This window comes from Lentzea miocenica, assembly GCF_033949945.1.
Classification (GTDB): domain Bacteria; phylum Actinomycetota; class Actinomycetes; order Mycobacteriales; family Pseudonocardiaceae; genus Lentzea; species Lentzea miocenica.
Genome location: NZ_JAXAVW010000032.1, coordinates 16,885 through 38,562, shown reverse-complemented (window position 1 = coordinate 38,562; position 21,678 = coordinate 16,885). Strand labels below are relative to the sequence as shown.

The window sequence follows — 21,678 nt, the reverse complement described above, 5'->3', positions numbered from 1 at the left end:
ATTCGGACATGAAAGAGGACCACTTCCGCGACCCCGACGCACCGCGAGCGAACCGGTTGTGGCCGGTGGTGCAGGTCGCCGTGCGCACTGACGAGGGCCTTCTGCTGATCGAACGCGCTGACGACGGCTACTGGGCGTTGCCCGGCGGCCTGGTCGACGTGGGGGAGACCTTCGCGCACGCGGCGGTCAGAGAGGCGCGCGAGGAGACGGGGTACGAGGTCGAGGTGACCGGGCTCGTCGGGCTCTACTCGGATCCGGAGCACGTCACGTCCTACGACGACGGCACGGTCAGCCAGGAGTGCTCGATGGTCTTTCGTGCGCGCGTAGTAGGAGGTGTGAAAGCGGTCAGCGACGAGTCGACCCAGGTGCGGTTCGTCAAGGCAGAGGAGATCGAGAACCTCCGAATGCACCCGTCGATGCGGCTGCGGGTGGAGCACGCGCTGGGGCCCGGTGGGGAGCCGTACCTCGGGTGAACGTGCGGTTAGCTAGTCTGGGAGGCGTGTTCTCCACGCTTTCCGACCGGCTGACCACGGTTCTCCAGGGCCTTCGCGGCAAGGGCCGGCTCAGCGACGCCGACATCGACGCGACCGCCCGCGAGATCAGGGTCGCCCTGCTCGAGGCCGACGTCGCGCTGCCCGTTGTGCGCAACTTCATCGCCAAGGTGAAGGAGCGCGCCAAGGGTGCCGAGGTCCACCAGGCGCTGAACCCGGCGCAGCAGGTCGTGAAGATCGTCAACGAGGAGCTCGTCAACGTCCTCGGTGGCGAGACCCGCAGGCTGAACCTCGCCAAGAACCCGCCTTCGGTGATCATGCTGGCGGGTCTGCAGGGTGCCGGCAAGACGACGCTCGCTGGCAAGCTGGCCAAGTGGCTCAAGGGCCAGGGCCACACGCCGCTGCTCGTCGCCGCCGACCTGCAGCGCCCGAACGCGGTGACGCAGCTCCAGGTCGTCGGTGAGCGCGCGGGCGTGCCCGTCTTCGCTCCCGAGCCCGGCAACGGCGTCGGCAACCCCGTCGACGTGTCGCGCCGCGGCATCGAGGAAGCCAAGGCCAAGCAGCACGACATCGTCCTCGTCGACACGGCCGGCCGGCTCGGTGTCGACGAAGAGATGATGAAGCAGGCCATCGACATCCGGGCCGCGGTCAACCCGGACGAGGTCCTGTTCGTCGTCGACGCGATGGTCGGTCAGGACGCGATCAACACCGCCACGGCGTTCCGCGACGGAGTCGGCTTCACCGGTGTCGTGCTGACCAAGCTCGACGGCGACGCCCGCGGTGGTGCCGCGCTGTCGGTCCGCGAGGTCACCGGCCAGCCGATCCTCTTCGCGTCCAACGGCGAGAAGCTCGAGGACTTCGACGTCTTCCACCCCGACCGGATGGCGTCGCGCATCCTCGGCATGGGTGACGTCCTCACGCTGATCGAGCAGGCAGAGCAGCACTTCGACCAGGACCAGGCCGAGAAGGCCGCGGCGAAGCTGCACTCCGGCCAGTTGACGCTCGAGGACTTCCTGGAGCAGATGCTCGCGATCCGCAAGATGGGCCCGATCGCGAACCTGCTCGGCATGCTCCCCGGCGCCGGTCAGATGAAGGACCAGCTCGGGATGCTGGACGAGAAGCACCTCGACCGCATCCAGGCGATCATCCGCGGCATGACCCCGGCCGAGCGGGACGACCCGAAGATCATCAACGGCTCCCGCAGGCTGCGCATCGCGAACGGCTCCGGCGTCAAGGTCAGTGACGTCAACGACCTGGTCAACCGCTTCTTCGAGGCCCGCAAGATGATGGCGTCGATGGCCGGCCGGATGGGCTTCGGCGGCGGTGGCGGCAGCAAGACCCGCAAGGGCAAGAAGGGGAAGAAGGGCAAGGGCGGACGCGGCCCGACGCCCCCGAAGGTCAAGGGCGGCTTCCCCGCCGGCATGTTCCCCGGTGGCATGCCCGGCATGCCTCCTGGCGGGATTCCCGGCATGCCTCCCGGTGGCCTGCCCAACCTCGGCGGCGGCATGAACGAGCTCCCGCCCGGCTTCGACCCGTCGAAGTTCAAGTTCGACGGGGACGACAAGAAGAAGTGACCATGCACCTGCGCGGCGTCGTCCTCCCGGACGGCGAGCCGCGCGACCTGTGGGTCGTCAACGGCCGTGTGCGCACCCAGCCGGTGCCGAACGCACAGACCGTGGTCGACGGTGGGTTCCTGGTTCCGGGCCTGGTCGACGCGCACTGCCACGTCGGCTTGGGCCCCAAGGGCGGCGTCGAGCTGTCCGAGGCCGTCGAGCAGGCGCTGACGGACCGCGACGCGGGCACGTTGCTGATCCGCGACTGCGGTTCGCCGATCGACACCACGCCGTTGCAGGAGCGCCTGGACCTGCCGCGGATCATCCGCGCGGGCCGTCACATCGCCCGCCCGAAGCGCTACATCCCGTACATCGGCGTGGAGATCGAGTCGGACCTGGCCTCAGCCGTGGCCGAGCAGGCCGCGTACGGCGACGGCTGGGTCAAGCTCGTCGGCGACTGGATCGACCGCGGCGTGGGCGACCTCGCTCCACTGTGGACGGACGACGAGCTGGCCCAGGCCATCAAGGTCGCCCACGACGCCGGCGCCAAGGTGACGGCCCACGTGTTCGGCGAGGACGCCCTGCCCGGCCTGATCAACGCGGGCATCGACTGCATCGAGCACGGCACCGGCCTGACCGACGACACGATCTCGCTGATGGCCGCGCAGGGCACCGCGCTGGTGCCCACGCTGATCAACATCGAGACCTTCCCCGGCATCGCGGACAAGGCCGGCAAGTACCCCGCGTACGCGAACCACATGCGTGAGCTGCACGCGCGTGTCTCCACGACCGTCTCGTCCGCGATCGAGGCGGGCGTGCCGGTCTACGCGGGCACCGACGCGGGCGGCGGCATCCAGCACGGCCGCATCGTCGACGAGATCGCCGCGTTGCACCGAGTCGGCATGAGCGCCGCGGACGCCATCGGTGCCGCGTCGTGGAACGCCCGCGAGTGGCTCGGCTTCCCGTCGCTGACCGAAGGCGCGGCCGCGGACATCGTGGTCTACGACGAGGATCCGCGGGAGAACCTCGATGTCCTGCGGACGCCGCGCATGATCATGCTCAGGGGCCGGATCCACTAGCTCTGGAACTGGGCCATCGCACCGCTCTGGTACGAGCCGCCCTTCTGGTGCGTGATCACGGCCATCCGGTTGGCGGCGTTGATGAGGCCGACCAGGCAGACGAGAGCGGCCGTCTGCTCGTCGTCGTAGTGCTTGCGCACGTTGTCCCAGGTCTCGTCGCTCACGCCCTCACGCGTGAGCAGCGTGCCCTCCTCCGCGAACGCCAGCGCGGCCTCCTCTGCCTCGGTGAACACGGTCGTCTCACGCCAACCGGCGACCAGGTGCAGCCGCAACGGGTCCTCACCCGCCGCGATGGCTTCCTTGACGTGCATGTCGAGGCAGAAGCCGCACCCGTTCAGCTGGCTGGCCCGCAGGCTGACCAGTTCTGCGGTGAGCGCCGGCAGCGACGTCTGGTGGACCGCCTGGCCGAGTCCGGCGAACCGCTTCGCGAGCTTGGTGCCGGTCTCGGTGCCGAAAAGGTTGAAGCGGGGTTCCATGATTTCCTCCTCGTGGCTTTCGAACGACCACGAGATGCCGCTGCCGCTTCGCCTGTGACAGCTCGTTTCTGTGACCCATGCCACTGTCACAAGCCGCAGTTGGCCGGCGTCTCATGGGGAGGCCCGTTCCCAGGAGGAGATCAATGCCGGACGCCACCGACACCTTCGTCAGCCACCGCAACCTGCTCTTCACGATCGCCTACGAGATGCTCGGCTCGGCCGCCGACGCCGAGGACGTGCTGCAGGAGACGTGGCTCAAGTGGTCCGGCGTAGACCTCGGCGCAGTGGAGAACCACCGCGCCTACCTGGTCCGCATCGTCACCCGCCAGGCCCTGACCCGCCTGCGCACCCTGGGCCGCCGCAAGGAGTCCTACGTCGGTTCCTGGCTCCCCGAACCGCTGCTCACCACCCCGGACGTCGCCGAAGACGTAGAACTGGCCGACAGCGTCTCGATGGCGATGATGCTCGTCCTCGAAACCCTGACCCCGACCGAACGCGCCGTGTTCGTGCTGCGCGAAGTCTTCGACCTGGACTACGACGAAATCGCCGCCGCCGTCGACAAGAACCCCGCGGCGGTCCGCCAGATCGCCCACCGAGCCCGCTCGCACGTCGCCTCCCGCCGCCCACGCGAGGCGGTCTCCCAGAACGAGACCCGCGACGCCCTGGCAGCGTTCCAGCGCGCCACCGAAACCGGCGATCTGCAAGGCCTGCTGGACCTTCTCGCCCCGGACGTCGTGTTCCTCGGCGACGGCGGCGGCGTGAAGCAGGCAGTGCCACGCCCGGTCGTAGGCGCCGACAAGGTGGCCCGCATGCTGCTCGGCGGCCTGCTCAAGGTCTCGGGCTGGACGATGGAACCGGCCAGCGCCAACGGTCACCCGGCGCTGATCGTCAGGTTCGGCGGCGAACTCGACACCGTGATCGCGGTGCGCCTCGACGGCGGGCGGATCAGCGGGCTCTACGCGGTGCGCAACCCCGAGAAGCTGTCGCACATGGAGGAGGAGACGGCCCTGCGCCGCTGAGTTCGGCCGCGTTCGCCGCGGAGCCGGGCTTCCGTGAGCGCTACAGCAGTCGTGCTCGCTCTGTTCGGCCATCCTCGCGGCGCCGCAACGACGCATCCTGCGCAACGCGGAACCGCCGTCGTACGCGGAGATCCATCACCGGCCGCACCTGCCGAGACAAGCCACCACGACGCGCCCGCCCCAGCCGACGAGCCAGGCGTGACCAAGCCCGCCAACTGCGCACACCCGCCGCCCAACCGGCTGACACCAGGTTTAGTAGCAGCGTTTGTACGCCGATCCGTAACGCCAGGAGCAAGGACATCCGGCGGGACCCGATCTGACCATCTTTTGGCCAGACGCTTGGCCCGGTTTCCGTCGGTGCCGCACAGTAGCCTCGGATTCGGGGGCGGCAGCACTCCCCCAAGGGGGCTCGCGGTCCCCACTCCAAGCGTATCGCGAGGCACCGACAGCGCATCGGTGCTTCAGAAGCCGTCGATCGCGAGGTGAGCTGATCATGAGAGTGTCACTGGCCGCTGTGCAGCCGCGGGTAGTTGAGGCGTGACTAGATTGCAGAGCGTGAGTGAGCCGGAGTCCCTGAAGCCGAAGCGAGGCTTCCTCGAGAGCGTGCGGGACATCAGCCGCAACCCGGAGCCCGAGCGGGTCGGCCAGCGTTGGGGGTTCGGCGCTTTTCTGCTGGTGGAGGCTGTCTTCATCCTCAGCGCCGTGTTCATCACGGCCGTTGCCAAGCAGTTCGGCGTGAGCCTGGTCGACTCGGTGTCGTTCGTGCTGATCGGCTCGATCGTGCCGACGATCCTGGCGGCGGCCGTCGCCATCGTGATCACGTACGTCAGAGGCAACGGGCCGAAGATCGATCTGCGCTTCACCATGACCAAGGAAGACCTGGCCACGGGTCTCAAGCTCGGCATCCTCGGCCTCGTCCTGACCTACTCCGCCGCCACGATCTGGGCGAAGGTCGTCGGCGAGGAGAACGCGACGAGCGCCGTCGGCGATCTGTTGTCGGGCTCGAACCTGCCGCTCAGCGCCGCGATCACGATGTTCCTCTACGTCAGCCTCATCGGACCGGTCTGCGAGGAGATCATCTACCGCGGCCTGCTGTGGGGTGCCGTCGAACGTCAGGGCTGGAGCCGCTGGGCCGCGTTCGGGCTCACCACGGTGATCTTCGCGATCGGCCACTTCGAGCCGCTGCGCACGTCGTTGCTGCTCGTGATCGCCATCCCGATCGGCATCGCCCGCCTGCTCACCCGCAGGCTCGGGGCGAGCATCGTGGCGCACATGATGAACAACTTCCTGCCCGGACTCACCCTCCTCCTCGTCTCCGTCGGGGTCATGTGATGGACCTGAACAGCGACCTCGGCGAGGGTTTCGGCATCTGGCGGCTCGGCGACGACAACGCGTTGCTGGGCATCATCACCAGTGCGAACGTCGCGTGCGGCTTCCACGCCGGTGATCCGTCCACGATGCGCAAGGTGTGCGAGGAAGCCGCCAAGAACGGCGTGAAGATCGGTGCCCAGGTCAGTTACCGCGACCTGGCCGGCTTCGGGCGGCGGTTCATCGACGTCGACCCGATCGAACTGGCCGACGAGGTGCTGTACCAAATCGGTGCGCTCGACGCGTGCGCACGAGCAGCAGGCACTGAGGTTGTGTACGTGAAGCCGCACGGTGCCTTGTACAACGCGACCGTGCACCACGAGAAGCAGGCGAAAGCCGTGGTCAACGGCGTCAAGGCGTTCAAGGACCTGCCCGTGCTCGGGCTGCCGTTCTCGCACCTGCTGCACTCGGCGGAAGCCGCCGGCCTGCGCCCGGTGCAGGAGGCCTTCGCCGACCGCGGCTATCTCCCGGACGGCACTCTGGTGCCACGCGGGCAGTCGAACGCCCTGCTCACCGACACCAAGCAGGTCGTCGAACGCGCCGTGCGCCTCCTCGATGGCGAGTTGGTCGCTGTCGACGGCGCGGTCATCAAGGTGCAGGCGGAGTCGTTGTGCGTGCACGGCGACACCCCCGGAGCAGTCGAGCACGCGCGGGCCGTCAGGGAAGCGCTCGGCACTGTGACGGCGTTCGTGTAGACCCGATTCGGATCCGCCTGCCCCCATCTGGCACAATTAACCGTCGTCCGCCGCGGTCGGCCCCTCTGCCCGGGCCGCGGCCGTGCGCAACACCAACACAGAGTTCAAGGAGCACCACACTCGTGGCCGTCAAGATCAAGCTTCAGCGTCTCGGCAAGATCCGCCAGCCGTACTACCGCATCGTGGTCGCCGACGCGCGCACCCGTCGCGACGGCAAGGCCATCGAGACGATCGGCAAGTACCACCCCAAGGAAGAGCCGTCGTTCATCGCGGTCGACTCCGAGCGCGCGCAGTACTGGCTGGGTGTCGGCGCGCAGCCGACCGAGTCGGTGCAGCGTCTCCTCGAGATCACCGGTGACTGGCAGAAGTTCAAGGGCCTGCCGGGCGCCGAGGGCACCCTGAAGGTCAAGGAGCCGAAGCCGTCGAAGGCCGACCTGTTCGCCGCCGCGCTCGCCGCCGCGAGCTCCGAGCCGATGACCGAGGCCACCACGCCGAAGGCGAAGAAGGCCAAGAAGGCCGAAGAGGCCCCCAAGGCTGACGCCGAGGCGCCCAAGGACGAGGCGTGAGTTTGTTGGCTGACGCCCTCGAACACCTCGTTCGCGGCATCGTCGACCACCCGGACGACGTCCGGGTGAACCTCGTGACGACCCGTCGCGGCCGCACCCTCGAGGTCCACGTCCACCCGGACGACCTCGGCAAGGTGATCGGTCGTGGCGGTCGCACCGCGACGGCTCTGCGCACCGTGATGGCCGGTATCGGCGGTCGTGGTGTGCGGGTCGACGTCGTTGACACCGACCGCTGAACGAAGCAGCAAAGGGCAAATGGACGTCGTCGTCGGCCGTGTGGCCAAGGCGCACGGGATCACCGGCGAACTCTCCGTTGACGTGCGCACTGATTCACCCGAGCTGCGTTTCGCACTCGGGCAGAAGATTCAGGCCAAGCTGCGTGACGGCACGTCTCGAAGCCTCACCGTGTCAGCCGCCCGGCCTCATGCCGGGCGGCTGCTCGTGCGTTTCGAGGAAGTCCTCACGCGCGACGTCGCGGAGTCGTTGCGCGGCACGTTGTTGCTGGGCAGCACCGACGACCTGCCGCCGACCGGCGATCCCGACGAGTTCTACGACCACGAACTCGAAGGGCTCACGGCGGAACTCGTCGACGGCACCAAGCTCGGCACGGTCAAGGAGATCCTGCACGGCCCCGGTGGCGAGCTGCTCGTGGTCATCCGTGACCGCGGCGAGGCGCTGATCCCGTTCGTGCGCGAGATCGTGCCCACTGTGGACGTTCGCGGCGGCCGTGTCGTGATCGATCCGCCAGAGGGTCTCCTCGATGCAGATTGACGTCGTCACGATCTTCCCGGAGTACCTGACGCCGCTGCGTGCGGCGTTGCTGGGCAAGGCGATCGACAAGGGCCTGATCAGCGTCGGCGTCCACGACCTGCGCGACTGGACGCAGGACGTGCACAAGGCCGTCGACGACAGCCCGTACGGCGGCGGTCCCGGCATGGTCATGAAGGCCGACATCTGGGGTCCCGCGCTCGACGACGTGTGCACGGACGAGACGCGTCTCATCGTGCCGACGCCAGCCGGACGCCCGTTCACGCAGGCGGTCGCACACGAGTACGCGAACGAGTCGCACCTCGTGTTCGCGTGCGGTCGCTACGAGGGCATCGACCAGCGTGTTGTCGATGACGCCGCACGGCGCGTGCGCGTCGACGAGGTGTCCATCGGCGACTACGTGCTCGTCGGCGGCGAGGTGGCCGTGCTCGCGATCGTGGAAGCGGTCGCGCGGCTGCTGCCCGGCGTGCTCGGCAACCCGAAGTCGCACGCCGAGGACTCGTTCCAGGACGGCCTGCTCGAAGGCCCGAGCTACACGCGGCCGGAGGTGTGGCGTGAGCTCGCCGTGCCGGACGTGCTGCGTTCCGGCAACCACAAGCTGATCAACCGCTGGCGGCGTGACCAATCGCTCGTGAGGACCTTTGAAAGGCGTCCTGACCTGCTGGAATCGTTGCCGGAGGACGCGTTCGACAAGCATGACCGGGCCTTGCTCACGCGCTTGCGCGAGGGCGGGGAGTAGCCCGATTTCATTCCGGAGTGCCTGGTCTGGCACACTGGACCAGTTGCCGCAGCTGGTTGTCATACCGGCGTGCGCTCCTAACCGACCCCCATCATGTCGTGCACTGTCATGGAACATGCTCTGGGGAGTTCACAGACACATGTGAGGACGACCGATGAACATCCTGGACGCACTTGACGCCCAGTCGCTGCGTACTGACATCCCGGCCTTCCGCGCGGGTGACACGCTGAAGGTTCACGTCCGCGTCATCGAGGGCTCGCGCGAGCGCGTCCAGGTGTTCCAGGGCGTCGTGATCCGTCGCCAGGGTGGCGGCATCCGTGAGACCTTCACCGTCCGCAAGGTCTCGTTCGGTGTCGGCGTCGAGCGCACCTTCCCGGTGCACTCCCCGAACATCTCCGAGGTCGAGGTCGTGACCCGCGGTGACGTGCGTCGCGCCAAGCTGTACTACCTGCGCGACCTGCGCGGCAAGGCTGCCAAGATCAAGGAGAAGCGCGAGGCCCGTCCGGTCTCCTGATCGGTGGCTTCGAGCCCAGCAGACTTCGAGGACGCCTCCGCACCGGATGAACCGGAGCGGGGGCGTACTCCTGTCTGGAGAGAAGTTCTCTACGTCGTGCTGACGGCCGTCGTGCTGACGGTGCTGATCCAGGCGTTCGTGGCGCGGGTCTACGTGATCCCCTCGGCGTCGATGGAACGCACGTTGCACGGTTGCACCGGCTGCGAGAACGACCGCGTGCTGGTCGACAAGATCACCTACCGCTTCGGCGACATCGAACCGGGCGAGGTGGTCGTGTTCCGCGGCCCTGAAGCTTGGACCGCGAACGACTTCCGCGCCGCGCCGTCGACGAATCCCGTCGCGCGCGCCGCACAGAACATCGGTTCATTGCTGGGCATCGCGCCCGCGAACGAGCGTGACTTCGTCAAGCGCGTCATCGCGCTGCCCGGGCAGACGGTGATGTGCTGCGATGAGCAGCATCGTCTTGTCGTGGACGGCAAACCGCTTGATGAGCCCTATGTGTACTGGCAGCCCGGCACTTCGTCAGCGGACCACGAGCCGTTCGCTCCCGTGCGCGTGCCGGAAGGACGGTTGTTCGTAATGGGGGACAACCGGATGAACTCCACCGACTCGCGCAAACAGGGCGGTGGGGGCGTAGCGGGCACAGTGCCCGTCGAGAACGTCATCGGGAAGGCGCGGTACGTCGTTTTCCCGAAAGATCGGTGGAGTGTTGTGTCGGATCACAACCCGCAGCCCCTAGGCTGATCTCGTGGTTGACGTCGATCCAGCGCAGAACCCGTCCAGCGACGAGCCCGCTTCGGACGCTTCGGATGAACCCACTTCGAAGAAGAAGAAAAAGGGCAACTTCTGGAAGGAACTGCCGGTCCTCATCCTGGTCGCGTTCGGCCTCGCGATCGGCATCCAGATCTTTCTCGGCCGCGTCTACATGATCCCGTCGGAGTCGATGGAGGCGACGCTGCACGGGTGCACCGACTGCTACGGCGACCGGGTGCTCGTGGACAAGGTCACCTATCGCTTCACCGATCCGTCGCCCGGCGACGTGATCGTGTTCCGCGGGCCGCCGTCGTGGCAGAACGACTTCATCTCCGAGGAGTCGGGCAACCCGATCTCGGAGGGGCTGTCGTGGCTCGGGTCGCTGATCGGCCTGCCGTCGGCGAACGAGGAGGACTTCGTCAAACGCGTGATCGCCGTCGGCGGGCAGACCGTGAAGTGCTGCGACGAGCAGAACCGCGTGACGGTGGACGGCAAGGCGCTCGACGAGCCGTACAAGCACTTCGACGAGGGCACGCCGGCCGAGCAGGAGTCGTTCGAGGAGCTCAAGATCCCGGACGGGATGCTGTTCGTGCTCGGTGACAACCGCAACCACTCGTGCGACTCGCGGTGCCAGGGTCAGGGCGGGCTCAACGGGCTCGTGCCGGTCGACAACGTGATCGGCAAGGCGCGCGTGATCGTGCTGCCTCCGTCGAGGTGGGGCGGCGTGACGGACCACGACCCGCAGGCCGTGTCGATGGGTGCGCCGGGATGGCAGCAGAACGTCCCGCTGGGGCTCGGTATCGTCGCCGCGTGGCCCCTTCTCCTGCTGGGACGTCGAGTGCGAGACCGATTCCGCCGATGACCATGCTGATGCCGCCTCGCGCGGTGGTGCGGGGCTCTGCCGGGAACTGGGCGTTGCAGGGCTCGCTGGAGCGACGGGGACTGGGGCCGGTCGCCGGCGTCGACGAGGCCGGCCGTGGGCCCTGTGCCGGGCCGCTGGTGATCGCGGCGTGCGTGTTGCGGCCGGGTGACGCGGCACGGCTCGAAGGCTTGAACGACTCGAAGCTGATGACGGCCCTGGCGCGCGACCGGATGTACGACCTGGTGCTGAAGCGTGCCGTCGATCACTCGGTGATCGTCGTGTCGCCCGCCGAGATCGACTGGCTGGGAATCCACGTCATGAACCTCGAGGGCATGCGGCGCGCGGTGGCGCAGATGGCGACGCATCCTGGGTACGTGCTGACCGACGGTTTCAAGGTGCCGGGGATGCCCGCGCCGAGTGTCGCGGTGATCAAGGGCGACCAGGCGGCCGCGTGCGTGGCGGCGGCATCTGTGCTGGCCAAGGTCACGCGGGACCGGATCATGGAGGACCTGCACTCGCGGTATCCGCAGTACGGGTTCAACGTGCACAAGGGGTACTGCACGCCGGAACACACAGCGGCGTTGATGGAACACGGGCCGTGTGCGGAGCATCGCTGGTCGTATGTAAATGTGGCAGCGGCGGCTTCGAAGCACGGTCTCGCCGCGCCGCACAGGGTGGCGCGCGGCACGACCACGACAGCCGTGGTCCAGAATGGTGCAACCCCGGCTGACGTCGGGGAGCTCGCGACGAGTGAGGGCGCGGAGCAGATGACCCGCGCGGAGGCGTAATGAGTGCAGAGGATCTCGAGAAGTACGAGACCGAGATGGAGTTGTCGCTGTACAAGGAGTACCGCGACATCGTCAGCCAGTTCTCGTTCGTCGTGGAGACCGAACGGCGTTTCTACCTGGCCAACTCGGTGGACGTGCAGGTGCGCAACGCCGATGGCGAGGTGTACTTCGAGGTGCGCATGTCGGACGCGTGGGTGTGGGACATGTACCGCCCCGCGAGGTTCGTCAAGAACGTTCGTGTCATCACGTTCAAGGACGTGAACGTGGAGGAGCTGGACAAGCCGGACCTTCGCCTGCCGGAAAGCGGGCCGTTCCCCACGTAGCACCCACTAGCACACCCCACCGACAATTCCGCCGTTTCAAGATCGACAACGGCCGACTTGTCCACAGCCGCTGAGTTGTCCACAGATTCCCCTCAGCCCGGCCACCCGCCCCACCCCACCCTGCAAGGTCGTACCCAACGACCCACAGGGAGGCGAAGGCAGTGGTGGCAGCAGCGCAGGCACCGGCCGAGACCAGGCAGCAGGAACTGGGCAGGCAGGGCGAGGATCTGGCGTGCAGGTACCTGGAGGGGCAGGGCCTGGTCGTCCTGTCCCGCAACTGGACGTGCCGCGACGGCGAGCTCGACGTCGTGGCCGTCGAAGGTGGCCGCCTGGTCGTCTGCGAGGTCAAGACCAGGTCCGGTCCCGTCTGGGGCCGCCCGGACGAGGCCGTGGACCAGCGCAAGCTGTCCCGCCTGCGCCGAACAGCCCTGCGCTGGCTGGCCGCGCACGGTGTCGGCTGGTGCCAGGTCCGCGTCGACCTGATCTCGGTCACCTGGCCCCCTGACGGCAAGGCGCACCTGCAACACCTGCGGGGAGCCTGAGATGGGCCTCGCGCAGGCGTGGGCGGTCGCGCTCTACGGCGTCGACGGCCTGGCCGTCGAGATCGAGGCCGACGTGGGCGTGGGCCAGCCCCGCACCCATCTCCTCGGCCTGCCGGACGCTTCTTTGCACGAGTCGAAGGAGCGCGTGAAGGCCGCTGTCCGCAACAGCGACGAGGAGTGGCCGAAGCAGCGCATCGTGCTCGGCCTGTCCCCGGCGAACCTGCCCAAAGGCGGCAGCGGCTACGACCTCGCCATCGCCTGCGCGACCCTGGCCGCCGCCGGCTCGGTCCCGCCCGAGCGCCTGTCCACCACCGTCCTGCTCGGCGAACTGGCGCTGGACGGTCGAGTCCGCCCGGTCCGCGGCATGCTCCCGGCCCTGCTGGCCGCCCGCAGAGCAGGCCTCAAGACGGCCATCGTCCCGGTCGACGCCTTGCCCGAAGCGTCCTTGGTCGACGGCGTGGAAGTGCACGGCGCACTGACGCTGTCCGAGGTCCTCTCCTGGCTGCGCGCCGAGGACGTGACGCTGCAACCCGCACCACCCCAGGCCGACCCGCCCTGCCCGGAAGCCCCGGACCTGGCCGACGTGGTGGGCCAGCCAGAAGCACGCTGGGCCCTCGAAGTAGCCGCGGCAGGCGCCCACCACCTGCTCCTGACCGGCCCGCCGGGCACCGGCAAAACGATGCTCGCCGAACGCCTCCCCGGCCTGCTCCCACCGCTGACCCGCCAAGACGCCCTGGCGGTGACAGCCGTCCACTCGGTAGCAGGAGTCCTCTCCTCGGACTACCCGCTCGTATCCAGCCCACCGTTCGTGAACGTCCACCACACGACCTCGATCGCGGCCCTGATCGGCGGCGGCGCCGGAATGGCGAAGCCAGGCGCCGCCTCCCGAGCCCACAAAGGCGTCCTCTTCCTCGACGAAGCCTGCGAGTTCGGCCAGAAGACGATCGACACCCTCCGCACAGCCCTGGAAGAAGGCGAAGTCCGCATCCCCCGCCGCGACGGCGTAGCCCGCTACCCGGCGCGCTTCCAGCTGATCCTCGCCACGAACCCCTGCCCCTGCGCCCCGCCGAAAGAGATCGACTGCACCTGCACCACCACAGTCCGCCGCCGCTACCAGGCCCGCCTCTCCGGCCCCCTGCTGGACCGCGTGGACCTCCGCGTCCGAATGCGGGCGACCACCGCCATGTCCAACGCCGACGCCACCCCACCAGAACCCACAGCGGTAGTCCGCGCCCGAGTCCTCAAAGCCAGATCAAGGGCCGCAACCCGCTGGTCCTCCCACGGCCACACCTGGCCCGCCAACGCCCTCGTCCCAGGCCCAGCCCTACGCCGCGAGTTCGCCCTCCCACGCCAAACCACAGCCCTGCTAGACCGCGCCCTGGCCACCGGCGCCCTGACCGGCCGAGGCGCCGACCGCTGCCTACGAGTCGCCTGGACCCTCTCCGACCTGGCCGAATCCGACACCCCCACCGCCGACCACGTAGCCGCCGCCCTCCAGTTCCGAGAACGCCGAGCCCTCTCCTAACCACTCCGCCAAGCCCCAAGCAGCCGGCCGCAGGAGCACTCAAGCCCCGGCTCCACGGCCGGCCCCAACCGAGCGGGCGCGAGCCCCCACCCCCGGCAAGCGCCCGCTCACCCAACGGCCACCCCAACCGGCCCCGACCCCGCCCGCACCCCGACCCCGCCTCCAGCCCGGACCAGTCACATCTCGAACCGGCCGCACCCCAAGCCGCCGGGCCTTTGGCCCCACGCCGCTCACACCTGGCTCACTCGCCGGTCCACAGCCCATCGGTCCGGCCCGCCGTGACCTGTCCCTCGACCCCTCGAGCGCGCCGTGACCTCGACCCCTCGACCCCAGCCGATCTGGCTGACCCCAAGCCGCCGGGCGCGGAGCCCACTCCCACTCCGCGCCCGGCACCTCACCCAATCTCCGCCACCCGAGTCGCCGGACGCAGAGCCTCGAGCCTCGGCTCGCGTCCGGTTCCCGAGCGGGGCGCCCGCCCCATCCCCAGCGGGCGCCCCGCTCACCCACCCGTCCGACCAACAAGGAGCCCGACCATGACCCCACTCCTCGCCCCGGCTGCCTCCGCAGCGTCGGCCGTGCCTGCTCTTCTGCAACTGCCTTGCACACTCCGAAGGCGCCCCGCCGGTGTCAGCCCGCCGAACCCGTGGCGCCCAGAACCCTGGCACCGCTGGTTGCCCTGGTGGTGGTTCCGGTGACCGTTCCATCCACCTCCCCGCCCAGCGCTCCACCTGCCGCTCCGACCACCGGTCCATCCATCGATCCCGTCCGTCTGGCCAGGGCCTACCTCTCCCGCGTCGCCGAGCCCTACCCGTCGGCGCTCGCGGGGCTGGTTGCCCAGGTCGGGCCGGTTGAGGCTGCTGAGCTGGTTCGCGCGGGTGAGGTGTCGCCGTCCGTTGCCAGCCAGACGTCTGCTCGCCGGGGCGAGGAGCGGGCTCGCGAAGACCTCGCGCGTGTTGCCGAGCGGGGTGGGCGGCTGGTGATTCCGGAGGACGACGAGTGGCCGCGGTGGCCGTTCGTGGCGCTGGGGAATGCGCGGCGGGGTGAGCCGTTGGCGCTGTGGGTGCGTGGGTCGCATGACCTGGCGGAGGCGGTCGAGAAGGCCGTGGCGATCGTGGGGTCGCGGGCGGCCAGTGGGTATGGCGAGCATGTTGCCGGCGAGTTCGCGTACGGGTTGGCGGACGTCGGTGTGACCGTTGTGTCCGGTGCGGCGTACGGAATTGACGGTGCTGCTCATCGCGGGGCGTTGGGTGCCAACGGGTTGACGATCGCGGTGCTGGCTTGCGGGGTGGACTTCGCCTATCCCGCCGGGCATCAGGGGTTGCTCGGCAAGATCGCGCGGGAAGGGTTGATCGTCAGCGAGTACCCGCCTGGGGTGACGCCTGCGCGGCATCGGTTCCTCACACGCAACCGGCTCATCGCGGCCTTGGGTGGCGGCACCGTGGTTGTTGAGGCCGGGCGGCGTAGCGGGGCCAAGAACACGGCCGCGATCACGCTGGCGTTGGGGCGGCAGTTGATGGTGGTGCCCGGGCCGGTCACTTCGGCCAGTTCGGTGGGGTGCCACGAGTTGTTGCGGGACGGGCAGGCGGTGTCGGTCAGTTCGGTGGCCGAAATCGTGGAGTCGGTGGGGCGGTTCGGGGACGACCTCGCCACCGAGCCCGCCGAGAAGGAGAGCGACCTCGGGGCGCCGCAGGGGGAGGCCATGCGGGTCTACGAGGCCTTGGGGAAGCGGTGCGGGGTCAGTGACGAGGGCGTGTCGGTCGAGTCCGGGGTGCCGTTGGAACGGGTTCGGGCGTTGTTGCCCGAACTGGAGCTCGCCGGGCTGGCGCTGCAGGTCGACGAGGGCTGGCAGAGATTGGAGGTGCGGTGATCGGCTGACCGAGACGCCGTCCATTGTGGACGGAGCGGCTACCGGCTGGAGCGAGTGCGCAGGTGGTGCGGGACGACGAGGGTCGCAACGACGACCAGGAGGGTGAGAATTGACCAGAACGTGAAGCCGAAGTCCCTTGCCACGGTGATGGCGGTGTCGGACTCGGGTGTCGAGGACTGGCAGATCGGCAGGTTCCTGGATTCCTCCAGGGGACAGCCGAGGTAGATGCCGCGCAGCCGGGCCGACCAGGTCCACAGGACCGCGAACAGCCAGCCGCCGACCCCGCAGGCGGACGGCACCGCGTACCTGAGGAACGTGGGCATTCGTGAGGCGCTCGGGTCGGTTTGGTGCCACGAGGTGCTGAGGGAGTCGAGCCACCAGCACAGGCCGGCGGTGCCCAGGGCGAGGGCCAGCAGAGTGGACGGCGCGATCGGGATACCGATCGGGGCTTGGTCGAAGATCCGGGTGTAGAGCGGCAGATGGCTGCCGGTCACCAGGCCGCCGAGCAGTGCGGCGGCGGTCAGCAGTGGGCGCAAGCGGTTGCGGTTCTCCTGCCAGGCGCCGCGCCACAGGCTGAAGGCCACGAACAGGGTCAGCGGGATGCCGAGCAGCACGCCGGTCATGACCGGCGTCGCTTTGTCCGCGGTGCTGCCGGTGAGGAGGAGGTCCTGCAACGTGACGAAGCCGGCGCCGGCTGCTGCGGCGCCGAGGAACACCTGGCCGAACGGTGAGGCGAGCAGGCGCATCGGGTTCGTCAGGGCTTGCGAGCGTTCGTCGGCGCCGGGGTGGCGGCGCAGCCAGGTGCGGACGACCGAGCGCGTCTGGTCGGTTTCGTGTGACTGGACGGCTGCCAGGAGGCCTTCGACGCCGAACTCCGCGGCGTGCAGGTCGGCGGCGTGTTCGCGGGCACGCAGGAAGGCTCTGGCGATCAGTTCGGTGAGGAGGGTCAGTGCGGCCAGGCGGAACGTGCTCACGAGGAAGGAGGTGATGTCGCCGCGGTCGAGCAGGACGTCGAGCCACAGGACGAACAGGGTGAAGAAGCCCGTGGAGAGGTTCGAGAACCGCAGCACTGTGGCCAGCTGGTACCACCAGAGGTCGCCGGCGTGCACGTGTGCGAGTTCGTGGCGCACGACGGCGTCGAACACGGCTTTGCGTTCGCCGGGCATCGCGTGCAGCGCCAGGAGCTCCGGGCCCAGCACGATGATCGGCTTGCGTGGCGGGCCGGTGACGTAGGCGCGGCTGCCCAGGTGTTTGCCCAGGCGGATGTCGGTGTGGCGGGGTGGGTTCACCTCCAGCACGAGCCCCGTCACGGCCTTGCTGGCCTCGCGGAGGCCCGCGATCTCGGCGAGCGGGGTGGAGCGGCGGATGCGGATCGCCGCGTAGATGCCGTAGACGGCCAGGCCCGGCGTCAGGAGCATCTGCAGTTTCTGCAGGAGGGAGCCGGCGCCGCCTTGTTCGAGGCCGGACAGCCAGTTCGCGACGAAGAAGACGTTGAGGAGCACCGTCACCGTGAGGAGGAGAAGCAGGAGGATCATCGCGGACGGTAGTGCCCTGGGGTTGACCTGCGGCTTCGCTTCCGTCATCTGGAGGCGTCACCGGCCTCGCCGGTGTCCTGGTCGTCGTCGCGCAGCACGAGGGCGGCGACAACGGCGTCGGCGAGCGCTTCGGCCTTCTGCTGCTTCATGCCGAGCGAGAGGGCGCGCTCCAGCGCGATCTGGCGCACCTCGGTGAGCTGGGCTTTGGTGAGCGGCGTCGACGGCAGCTCGAGTGGTTCGACGGGCTTGCCGCGGAGTTTGCGCCACGCCTTGCGCGCGGTGTTGGTGGTGCCGTCGCGCACGGCTTTGCCGACGCTGTCCGAGACCGCGGTGATCACGCTGCCGGACACGAGGGCGATCACGGGCGTCGCCATGGTGACGATGTCGCCGAGGCCGAAGCCCAGCGGGTCGTCATGGGCCTGGCGCAGCCTGCGTTCGGCCTGCTTGGGGCTCTCCAGGTACGGAGCTGCGACGATGCCGAACGAGGACAGCTCCTCGGGAGCGATCTTCCGCACGACTCGGCGGGCTAGGTCTTCGGCTGTTCGGACGGTGGTACCGGCTGCCATCGCTACTCCGAAAGGTGATCTGTACGAGCCACCAAAGCCCTGGTCGTCACAGGGAGTTGAAACGTTATCGTGTTACCGATCATGAGAGCGCTCTCAAATGGCGCGAGGGTGTGGCGATACTTGACCAAACGCCCCGACTGGCGCAGCGTCTTGGCCTATGTCCCCGCCGCCGCATGGTCGGACACGTCGTGTCGATCTCGTTCGCCTGCGCGAAAAACTGCCGGCGTTCGTTGCAGACGTGTTGCGGCAGTACGAACGGCACCTGACGTTGGAGCGCGATCTCTCGCCGCACACCGTGCGCGCGTACATCGGTGACGCGGTGGCACTTCTTGGACACGTCGCGGGGAATAGCCTGGAAAACGCCGACGTCAGCCGCATCGACCTCACGAACCTGCGGTCTTGGCTTGCCGCGCAACGCACGGCTGGTGCCAGCCGTACGACACTCGCGCGGCGGGCTGCTGCTGCACGCGCATTCACGGCGTGGGCGCACCGCGCCGGTCATCTGGCAGCAGATCCGGGGCCTCGGCTCGCCGCTCCGCGACCGCACCGGACGTTGCCGTCCGTGTTGCGTGCGGACCAGGCGAAGGACGCGCTGGCTGCCGTATCCTCTGGCGCTTCCGAAGGCGATCCGGTTGCGCTGCGTGATCAGGCCGTGGTGGAGTTGCTGTACGCCACAGGTATCCGCGTGGCCGAACTCTGTGGTCTTGACCTCGGCGACGTGGACTACTCCCTAAGGGTGATTCGGGTTCTGGGCAAAGGTGGACGCGAGCGCAGCACGCCGTTCGGCGTGCCGGCGGAGCGAGCGCTGCGGCGGTGGCTGGACGAGGGGCGAAACGCCCTGGTAGCACCGGATTCGCCACCGGCGTTGTTCCTCGGTGCCCGCGGCGGCCGGCTGAACCAGCGAGCCGTTCGCACTCTGGTGCACGAGGTCGTCGCCGTGGTACCGGATGCACCGGACATCGGGCCGCACGGGTTGCGCCACTCCGCTGCGACCCATTTGCTGGAAGGAGGAGCGGACCTGCGCACCGTCCAAGAACTGCTTGGTCACGCTACGCTCGCAACGACTCAGCTTTATACACACGTCACTGTCGAACGGCTGAAGGCGATCCATGACCGAACCCACCCCCGTTCCTGACGCCGCAGGGGGAGGATCGCGTACGGCGACCGTGCCCCCTGAACCCGTCGTGCCCGCACCAGTTTCGAAACAAGCGAGCAACGGGCACCGTCAGAACGGCGCGCCGCACACCGAGGCGAGCTCAGAGCCCGGTGCCGACACGCATGTCAACGGCACGCCCGTTGCCGTCCCGACTGCCGTGACGCGCGCGGACGCCAGGTCTGGTGACGACGTCGAGGCCGGCATCGTCGCGTTGTGGCGCAGCTACGGCGAGTCCCGCGAGCAGGGCCAGCGCGATCGCCTGGTGCTGCACTACGCGCCGCTGGTCAAGTACGTCGCCGGCCGCGTCGGCACGGGCCTGCCCGCCCACGTGGACGTGGCCGACCTGATCCAGTCCGGCATCTTCGGCCTGGTCGACGCGATCGAGAAGTTCGAGCCGGAACGCGGCCTCAAGTTCGAGACCTACGCCATGCAGCGCATCCGCGGCGCGATCCTCGACGACCTGCGCTCCCAGGACTGGGTGCCGCGCTCGGTCCGCAGCCGCGCCCGCGACGTCGAACGCGCCCTGGAACGCCTCGGCGCCAAGCTGCAGCGCACGCCCACCGACCGCGAGCTCGCCGCAGAGCTCAAGATCGGTCTGGCTGAGCTGCGCGAGCTCTACGGCCAGCTCCAGCTCACCAGCGTCGTCGCCCTCGACGAGCTGATCGCCCCGAACAAGGGCGGCGCCTCCCTGGCCGAGTCGCTGCCGGACGACGGCGCGGAAGACCCGGTCGCGAGCCTCGTCGACCAGGACAGCCGCCGTCAGCTGGCCGACGCGATCGCCCAGCTCGCCGAGCGCGACCGCGTGGTCGTGACCCTGTACTACTTCGAGAACCTGACCCTCGCCGAGATCGGCAAGGTCCTCGGCGTCACCGAGTCCAGGGTCTGCCAGCTGCACACCCGCGCCGTCCTGCGCCTGCGCACCAAGCTCAACGAGCAGTCCGAGGCCTGAGCCAGCCTCCCTCCCCACCCGCAACCCGGCGAGCGCCGGGCTGCCGCACGCGCACACCACCATGCCGCCGCGGTGCGCTGACGACGCCGCCGAGCCGCCAGAACATGGGCAAAACACCCCTTTCCGTCGCTTGCCAGGGCTAATTCACTCGAACGGGTGGCTCATGGAGCGGCTCCAACCACACCGAGTGCCCGCTCGGGCAGCAGTACGCCCGGAACCAGCCGGCGCGGGCTTGCCGGGCACGTCCAGGGCGAGAACAGCTGCTGGGAAACGGGCCGAAGGCCGTAGGTGAGGCCGCGTTTTGGGGGCGCGTGTCAGAGCGCACGGGCGTGCGTTCGGCCGCTCGTCAGGCCGGTGTAGGGCCAGATCAGGCGCGTGTGGGGCACGGTCAGCAGCCGTGGTGAGAGGCGGATCGCGCGTGGACGTGACTGCCTCCTGGTGGCTGTCGGCGCGGCGGGCGTGACCGGGTTGGCTGCGGGGGGCGGAGGAGCGGCTGACCGTCGCTGCGCACGAGCTGTGGGGCCGCAGTCAGCCGGGCCGCGTCCGGGCAGGTGTGCCGGGAGGTCGGGGGAGACACGCCGCTGCCTCCGACCTCCCGGCACCTGTCGGGCGTCGCGGCGCGCAACGGGGACGCGCCGCCGTCGACCGCCGGGCAGTGGCGGGACGACGCCCGATCGGGATCGCTGCGGGCGGGACGGGGCGGCCGCGCAGCGGAGGTGTGTCAGCCGCCTCTGGGCGGTGTCGACGGGGTCAGGGGCAGCAGGCGTACGCGGCCTGAGGTCACCAGTCGGAGAGGGTCCAGGTACTCGTGGCCTCGCCGGACGCCCCAGTGCAGGCACGGCGACGGGCAGTGGCCTTCCTGGAGGTGGCCGAGCACGTCGCCGCGGCGCACTGAGTGGCCGGCCGCGACGGTTGGTGCCACTGGCTCGTAAGTGGTGCGCAGGCCGCCGCTGTGTTGCAGGGACACGAGCGTGCGGGCTGCTACGGCGCCCGCGTAGATCACGACGCCGTCGCCTGCGGCCAGGACCGGGGTGCCTGCGGCGGCGGAGAGGTCCACGCCTCGGTGGCCGGGGCCGAAGGGGGTGGCCGGGGCGGTGAACGCGCGGACTACCGGGTGCGGGGGTGGCAGTGGCCAGGTGAAGCGGGTGGCGGTGGGGGTCAGCAGGGTTGTGAGCAGCAGGGCGGCGGGGAGGAGGGGCATGGGTCAACGGTGGGTCAGGGGGTCATCGGGGACCAGCGGGTATTGGGGATCTGTGGATTACTCGCCGGTTGTGGACAACTGGGGTGGGTGGGGCGGGGGCGATTCGAAGTTTGTCGGGGGTTCGGCGTAGACTGTCGGGCGCGTCCCGTCTGTGCGCGGGACGACTTCGCGTGCCAACGCAGATCCGACCAGCTGATCCCAGCCGGGTCGAGTCACGACGTCCGACGGTCCTGATGGTGGAGAGATCCTCCGTGGGTGCGGACGGCGGCAATGGCACCAGGGCTGACGGCCTCACCGGCCTGAAGCGTCAACCGAACCGACGCGCAAAGGCGAGACCTGGCGC

23 protein-coding genes and 1 pseudogene are annotated in these 21,678 nt (G+C 69.0%); 20 read left to right on the top strand and 4 right to left on the bottom strand.

Translation table 11 applies throughout. The annotated features are described in order from the left end of the window. The first annotated feature begins 8 nt into the window (after positions 1-8). From SK803_RS33495 to SK803_RS33485, 3 genes are read left to right on the top strand one after another with little or no spacing between them, the layout of a single operon-like run. Positions 9-473, top strand: a complete 465-nt coding sequence (locus SK803_RS33495) for an NUDIX hydrolase (protein ID WP_319970176.1) — start codon at positions 9-11, stop codon at positions 471-473. Between the two features lie 26 nt (positions 474-499). Then, positions 500-2,065: a signal recognition particle protein gene (gene ffh, locus SK803_RS33490; RefSeq protein WP_319970175.1), complete on the top strand. Its 1,566-nt coding sequence runs from the start codon at positions 500-502 to the stop codon at positions 2,063-2,065. Positions 2,066-2,067: 2 nt separating this feature from the next. Beyond that, the gene (locus SK803_RS33485; protein WP_319970267.1) at positions 2,068-3,123 is read left to right on the top strand and encodes an amidohydrolase family protein; all 1,056 of its coding nucleotides are present in this window, start codon (positions 2,068-2,070) and stop codon (positions 3,121-3,123) included. Here the strand turns inward: SK803_RS33485 and SK803_RS33480 are convergent. Then, positions 3,120-3,599 carry a carboxymuconolactone decarboxylase family protein gene (locus SK803_RS33480; RefSeq protein WP_319970173.1) on the bottom strand — a complete coding sequence of 160 codons (480 nt, stop codon included), beginning with the start codon at positions 3,597-3,599 and terminating at the stop codon, positions 3,120-3,122. The genes SK803_RS33485 and SK803_RS33480 overlap by 4 nt on opposite strands. 143 nt (positions 3,600-3,742) lie before the next feature. Here SK803_RS33480 and SK803_RS33475 point away from each other — a divergent pair, with 143 nt between their 5' ends. The 15 genes and pseudogenes from SK803_RS33475 to dprA all read left to right on the top strand — a co-directional run bounded on the left by SK803_RS33475 (position 3,743) and on the right by dprA (position 15,928). Continuing rightward, entirely contained in the window at positions 3,743-4,618 is an 876-nt protein-coding gene (locus SK803_RS33475; protein WP_319970172.1) for an RNA polymerase sigma-70 factor, read from the top strand. Between the two features lie 555 nt (positions 4,619-5,173). Next, positions 5,174-5,950 (top strand): CPBP family intramembrane glutamic endopeptidase, encoded by a 777-nt coding sequence (locus SK803_RS33470; protein WP_319970171.1) that lies wholly within the window; start codon positions 5,174-5,176, stop codon positions 5,948-5,950. Further along, positions 5,950-6,681 carry a LamB/YcsF family protein gene (locus tag SK803_RS33465; protein ID WP_319970170.1) on the top strand — a complete coding sequence of 244 codons (732 nt, stop codon included), beginning with the start codon at positions 5,950-5,952 and terminating at the stop codon, positions 6,679-6,681. The genes SK803_RS33470 and SK803_RS33465 overlap by 1 nt, the downstream gene beginning before the upstream one ends. Before the next feature lie 122 nt (positions 6,682-6,803). After that, the gene (rpsP, locus tag SK803_RS33460; protein ID WP_319970169.1) at positions 6,804-7,247 is read left to right on the top strand and encodes a 30S ribosomal protein S16; all 444 of its coding nucleotides are present in this window, start codon (positions 6,804-6,806) and stop codon (positions 7,245-7,247) included. Continuing rightward, positions 7,244-7,483 (top strand): RNA-binding protein, encoded by a 240-nt coding sequence (locus SK803_RS33455; RefSeq protein WP_030468017.1) that lies wholly within the window; start codon positions 7,244-7,246, stop codon positions 7,481-7,483. Before rpsP ends, SK803_RS33455 begins: the two co-directional genes overlap by 4 nt. A gap of 19 nt (positions 7,484-7,502) precedes the next feature. Continuing rightward, complete coding sequence (rimM, locus tag SK803_RS33450) at positions 7,503-8,018, top strand: ribosome maturation factor RimM (RefSeq protein ID WP_319970167.1); 516 nt, start codon at positions 7,503-7,505, stop codon at positions 8,016-8,018. Next, positions 8,008-8,754, top strand: coding sequence for a tRNA (guanosine(37)-N1)-methyltransferase TrmD (trmD, locus tag SK803_RS33445; protein ID WP_319970166.1), 747 nt, complete (start codon positions 8,008-8,010; stop codon positions 8,752-8,754). The genes rimM and trmD overlap by 11 nt, the downstream gene beginning before the upstream one ends. Before the next feature lie 154 nt (positions 8,755-8,908). Continuing rightward, positions 8,909-9,268, top strand: a complete 360-nt coding sequence (rplS, locus tag SK803_RS33440; protein ID WP_086663379.1) for a 50S ribosomal protein L19 — start codon at positions 8,909-8,911, stop codon at positions 9,266-9,268. Between the two features lie 3 nt (positions 9,269-9,271). Further along, positions 9,272-10,000: pseudogene (lepB, locus tag SK803_RS33435) on the top strand (signal peptidase I); the annotation flags it as partial. 16 nt (positions 10,001-10,016) lie between these two features. Then, positions 10,017-10,883, top strand: coding sequence for a signal peptidase I (gene lepB, locus SK803_RS33430; RefSeq protein ID WP_319970165.1), 867 nt, complete (start codon positions 10,017-10,019; stop codon positions 10,881-10,883). After that, positions 10,880-11,671 (top strand): ribonuclease HII, encoded by a 792-nt coding sequence (locus SK803_RS33425; protein ID WP_319970164.1) that lies wholly within the window; start codon positions 10,880-10,882, stop codon positions 11,669-11,671. The genes lepB (SK803_RS33430) and SK803_RS33425 overlap by 4 nt, the downstream gene beginning before the upstream one ends. Further along, positions 11,671-11,994, top strand: a complete 324-nt coding sequence (locus tag SK803_RS33420; RefSeq protein WP_030468024.1) for a DUF2469 domain-containing protein — start codon at positions 11,671-11,673, stop codon at positions 11,992-11,994. Before SK803_RS33425 ends, SK803_RS33420 begins: the two co-directional genes overlap by 1 nt. 164 nt (positions 11,995-12,158) lie before the next feature. Next, positions 12,159-12,536 (top strand): YraN family protein, encoded by a 378-nt coding sequence (locus SK803_RS33415; protein WP_319970163.1) that lies wholly within the window; start codon positions 12,159-12,161, stop codon positions 12,534-12,536. A gap of 1 nt (position 12,537) precedes the next feature. Then, positions 12,538-14,061, top strand: coding sequence for a YifB family Mg chelatase-like AAA ATPase (locus tag SK803_RS33410; protein ID WP_319970162.1), 1,524 nt, complete (start codon positions 12,538-12,540; stop codon positions 14,059-14,061). 691 nt (positions 14,062-14,752) lie between these two features. Further along, positions 14,753-15,928 (top strand): DNA-processing protein DprA, encoded by a 1,176-nt coding sequence (gene dprA, locus SK803_RS33405; protein WP_319970160.1) that lies wholly within the window; start codon positions 14,753-14,755, stop codon positions 15,926-15,928. A 38-nt stretch (positions 15,929-15,966) separates the two neighbouring features. Here the strand turns inward: dprA and SK803_RS33400 are convergent, their stop codons facing one another. Further along, on the bottom strand, positions 15,967-17,463 hold the full coding sequence (locus SK803_RS33400) for a M48 family metalloprotease (protein WP_319970158.1): 1,497 nt from the start codon (positions 17,461-17,463) through the stop codon (positions 15,967-15,969). A 44-nt stretch (positions 17,464-17,507) separates the two neighbouring features. Beyond that, positions 17,508-17,978, bottom strand: a complete 471-nt coding sequence (locus SK803_RS33395; RefSeq protein WP_319970156.1) for a hypothetical protein — start codon at positions 17,976-17,978, stop codon at positions 17,508-17,510. Between the two features lie 208 nt (positions 17,979-18,186). On the opposite strand from SK803_RS33395, the gene SK803_RS33390 reads away from it, so the two are divergent. Both SK803_RS33390 and SK803_RS33385 read left to right on the top strand, forming a co-directional pair. Continuing rightward, positions 18,187-19,164, top strand: coding sequence for a tyrosine recombinase XerC (locus SK803_RS33390; RefSeq protein ID WP_319970155.1), 978 nt, complete (start codon positions 18,187-18,189; stop codon positions 19,162-19,164). Then, positions 19,139-20,134 (top strand): FliA/WhiG family RNA polymerase sigma factor, encoded by a 996-nt coding sequence (locus SK803_RS33385; RefSeq protein WP_319970154.1) that lies wholly within the window; start codon positions 19,139-19,141, stop codon positions 20,132-20,134. Before SK803_RS33390 ends, SK803_RS33385 begins: the two co-directional genes overlap by 26 nt. A 721-nt stretch (positions 20,135-20,855) precedes the next feature. Here the strand turns inward: SK803_RS33385 and SK803_RS33380 are convergent. Then, the gene (locus SK803_RS33380; RefSeq protein ID WP_319970152.1) at positions 20,856-21,335 is read right to left on the bottom strand and encodes a M23 family metallopeptidase; all 480 of its coding nucleotides are present in this window, start codon (positions 21,333-21,335) and stop codon (positions 20,856-20,858) included. Positions 21,336-21,678 lie beyond the last annotated feature (343 nt).

Excerpts from the sequence above, each read along its gene's own strand:
- SK803_RS33480 (WP_319970173.1), bottom strand. The coding sequence starts at position 3,599 with ATGGAACCCCGCTTCAACCTTTTCGGCACCGAGACCGGCACCAAGCTC.
- SK803_RS33380 (WP_319970152.1), bottom strand. The coding sequence starts at position 21,335 with ATGCCCCTCCTCCCCGCCGCCCTGCTGCTCACAACCCTGCTGACCCCC.
- SK803_RS33495 (WP_319970176.1), top strand. The coding sequence starts at position 9 with ATGAAAGAGGACCACTTCCGCGACCCCGACGCACCGCGAGCGAACCGG.
- SK803_RS33400 (WP_319970158.1), bottom strand. The coding sequence starts at position 17,463 with ATGATCCTCCTGCTTCTCCTCCTCACGGTGACGGTGCTCCTCAACGTC.
- SK803_RS33465 (WP_319970170.1), top strand. The coding sequence starts at position 5,950 with ATGGACCTGAACAGCGACCTCGGCGAGGGTTTCGGCATCTGGCGGCTC.
- rplS (WP_086663379.1), top strand. The coding sequence starts at position 8,909 with ATGAACATCCTGGACGCACTTGACGCCCAGTCGCTGCGTACTGACATC.
- SK803_RS33385 (WP_319970154.1), top strand. The coding sequence starts at position 19,139 with ATGACCGAACCCACCCCCGTTCCTGACGCCGCAGGGGGAGGATCGCGT.
- SK803_RS33425 (WP_319970164.1), top strand. The coding sequence starts at position 10,880 with ATGACCATGCTGATGCCGCCTCGCGCGGTGGTGCGGGGCTCTGCCGGG.
- rimM (WP_319970167.1), top strand. The coding sequence starts at position 7,503 with ATGGACGTCGTCGTCGGCCGTGTGGCCAAGGCGCACGGGATCACCGGC.
- SK803_RS33420 (WP_030468024.1), top strand. The coding sequence starts at position 11,671 with ATGAGTGCAGAGGATCTCGAGAAGTACGAGACCGAGATGGAGTTGTCG.
- SK803_RS33390 (WP_319970155.1), top strand. The coding sequence starts at position 18,187 with ATGTCCCCGCCGCCGCATGGTCGGACACGTCGTGTCGATCTCGTTCGC.
- SK803_RS33475 (WP_319970172.1), top strand. The coding sequence starts at position 3,743 with ATGCCGGACGCCACCGACACCTTCGTCAGCCACCGCAACCTGCTCTTC.
- trmD (WP_319970166.1), top strand. The coding sequence starts at position 8,008 with ATGCAGATTGACGTCGTCACGATCTTCCCGGAGTACCTGACGCCGCTG.
- SK803_RS33485 (WP_319970267.1), top strand. The coding sequence starts at position 2,068 with ATGCACCTGCGCGGCGTCGTCCTCCCGGACGGCGAGCCGCGCGACCTG.
- SK803_RS33410 (WP_319970162.1), top strand. The coding sequence starts at position 12,538 with ATGGGCCTCGCGCAGGCGTGGGCGGTCGCGCTCTACGGCGTCGACGGC.